General features: G+C 64.1%; 3 protein-coding genes. All 3 read left to right on the forward strand.

All coding sequences use genetic code 11. The features are described from left to right. The first annotated feature begins 84 nt into the window (after positions 1–84). The 3 genes from tnpA (at position 85) to tnpC (ending at position 2491) form a co-directional block, all read left to right on the forward strand. Positions 85–537 (forward strand): IS66-like element accessory protein TnpA, encoded by a 453-nt coding sequence (gene tnpA, locus Q2941_RS51290; protein ID WP_254113323.1) that lies wholly within the window; start codon positions 85–87, stop codon positions 535–537. Next, positions 534–890: an IS66 family insertion sequence element accessory protein TnpB gene (tnpB, locus tag Q2941_RS51295; RefSeq protein ID WP_254107233.1), complete on the forward strand. Its 357-nt coding sequence runs from the start codon at positions 534–536 to the stop codon at positions 888–890. The genes tnpA and tnpB overlap by 4 nt, the downstream gene beginning before the upstream one ends. Before the next feature lie 122 nt (positions 891–1012). Next, positions 1013–2491 carry an IS66 family transposase gene (gene tnpC / locus Q2941_RS51300; protein ID WP_254113322.1) on the forward strand — a complete coding sequence of 493 codons (1479 nt, stop codon included), beginning with the start codon at positions 1013–1015 and terminating at the stop codon, positions 2489–2491. The last annotated feature ends 13 nt before the right edge of the window (positions 2492–2504 follow it).

Raw genomic sequence — 2504 nt, forward strand, 5'->3', positions numbered from 1 at the left:
GTAAGCGTCGTTCCGCTCCCACCTTCTCGCGGCACATGGGATAGGCGAGTTTCACGATCTCTTTAAAGGGATCGGCCTGTGTCTATGCTTGACCATACGCTTAAGTCGGACGTGACGGCGCGCCGGCTGGAAGTGATCACGGAGACGGGACGCCGTCGTTGGTTCTCGAAGGACGACAAGGCCCGGATCGTCGAGGAGACGCTGGTACCAGGCGCGGTCGTTTCCGAGATTGCCCGACGACACGGGCTGACCCCACAACAAGTGTTCACCTGGCGCCGGCAAGCACGCCGGTTGCCGACGCCGATGGCTGACGATCCGCCGTTTGTACCGGCGGTGGTAGACGCCATGGTACCGGCCGTGGCTGTTGGCCATGAGCGCAAGACAGCGCGACGCAAGGCCAAGCCGGATGTCCGGGCTCGCCCTTGCGATGCCGGGGGCATCGAGATCGAAGCCGAAGGCGTCACTATCCGGGTCGGCCGCGGTGCGGACGTGGCGATGATTGCGGCCATCGTCCATGCGCTGAAGGCAAGCCGGTGATCGGCCCGTCCGGAACTGTCCGGGTAATGGTGGCAACCAAGCCGGTCGACTTCCGCAAGGGAATGGAGGGGCTTGCGATGCTTGTACGCGAGCACATGAAGGCCGATCCGTTCTCGGGTGCTGTTTATGTGTTCCGTGCCAAGCGGGCGGACCGGATCAAGCTGATCTTCTGGGACGGTACGGGTTTGTGCCTGTTCGCCAAGCGGCTCGAGGAAGGCGTCTTCCGCTGGCCGAAGATCGAGGATGGCGTGATGCGTTTGTCGGCGGTGGAATTGTCGGCGCTGCTCGAAGGGCTCGATTGGCGGCGTGTCCACGCGGCACGGGAGACGGTCGTCCCGACGCAAGCCGGATAGTTGTGGGCCGCGCTGCGGCGAAGTGAATCAGGGGCATCGAGCACGTCGTCAGGCGAGCGCGAATATGCTCTGATTTGCCTGTGAGCGATAACCTTCCTGATGATCCCGAGACGCTGAAGGCGATGCTGCTGGCCGAGCGGCACGAGAGCGAGCGGCTGCGCCAGATCATCAAAGAGCTGCAGCGTCATCGCTTTGGCCGGAAGGCAGAGTCGCTTCCCGAGGAGCAGATGCTGCTCGGTCTCGAGGACGTCCAACAGGTTGCGGCCTATACGGAAGCCAGCCAGGACGAGACAGCACCGGAAGGGCGAGCGGAGCGCGCACGCAAGCGCCGCAACAATCGCGGAGCACTACCGGCGCATCTGCCGCGGATCGAGGTCGTGGTCGACCTCGACGCCAAGACCTGCCCCTGCTGCAAGGGCGACCTGCACCAGATCGGCGAAGACAAGAGCGAGCGGCTGGACATGGTGCCGGCGCAGTTCCGCGTTGTCGTCACCCGACGTCCCAAATACGCCTGCCGAGCCTGCGAAGATGGCGTCATGCAGGCCGAGGCTCCGGCCCGCTTGATCGAGGGCGGACTGCCGACGGAGGCAACCGTCGCCCAGGTTCTGGTGTCCAAATATGCCGATCATCTGCCGCTCTACCGGCAGGCCCAGATCTATGCCCGCCAGGGCATCGCTCTCGATCGATCGACACTGGCGGACTGGGTGGGGCATGCCGCCTTCCATCTGCGCCCGCTGCATGAGCGCCTTCTCACGGTGCTTCGCGCGAGGTCCAAGCTGTTCGCCGACGAGACGACGGTGCCGGTGCTCGATCCAGGCCGGGGCCGCACCAAAACCGGCCAGCTCTGGGCCTATGCCGCCGACGACAGGCCCTGGGGCGGTCTCGATCCGCCAGGCATCGCCTATGTCTATGCACCCGACCGCAAAGCCGAGCGGCTGTTCAGCCATCTTGCCGGCTTCAAGGGCGTCCTGCAGGTCGATGGCTACAACGCCTACCCAAAGCTTGCCGAACGTGGCGAGGTCGAGCTCGCCTTCTGCTGGGCGCACATGCGGCGCAACTTCTACGAACTCGCGACAGCCGGCCCCGCTCCGATCGCGAGCGACGCGCTGAAGCACATCGCCGCATTCTATGGGATCGAGAAGGAGATCCGCGGCCGCAGCGCGGAGGAACGTCGCCTCGTGCGGCAGCAGAAGAGCCGACCACTGGCTGATGCCTTCGAGGTATGGCTGCGCGCCAAGCTGGCTCTCATCAGCCAGAAGATCAAGCTCGCCGACGCCATCCGCTACGCCCTCTCGCGCTGGCAAGGCTTAACTCGCTTCATCGATGACGGCCGCATCGAACTCGACAACAATACCGTCGAACGATCAATCCGTGGCATCAAGCTCAGTCGCAAAAACGCACTATTTGCTGGATCCGACGGTGGTGCCGAGCACTGGGCTGTCGTCGCGTCCCTGGTCGAGACCTGCAAGATCAACGACGTCGATCCGCTCGCCTATCTCACCGATGTCCTGACCAGGATCGTCAACGGGCATCCAAACCGCGACATCGACCAGCTACTGCCCTGGGCCTACCGCGCTCAAGCCCTCAAAGCCGTGGCCTGAGAACGACGCTTAC

Source organism: Bradyrhizobium sp. UFLA05-153, from assembly GCF_054185185.1.

Bases quoted from the DNA above. Each gene is read 5' to 3' on its own strand.
- tnpA (WP_254113323.1), top strand. From the start codon at position 85: ATGCTTGACCATACGCTTAAGTCGGACGTGACGGCGCGCCGGCTGGAA.
- tnpC (WP_254113322.1), top strand. From the start codon at position 1,013: ATGCTGCTGGCCGAGCGGCACGAGAGCGAGCGGCTGCGCCAGATCATC.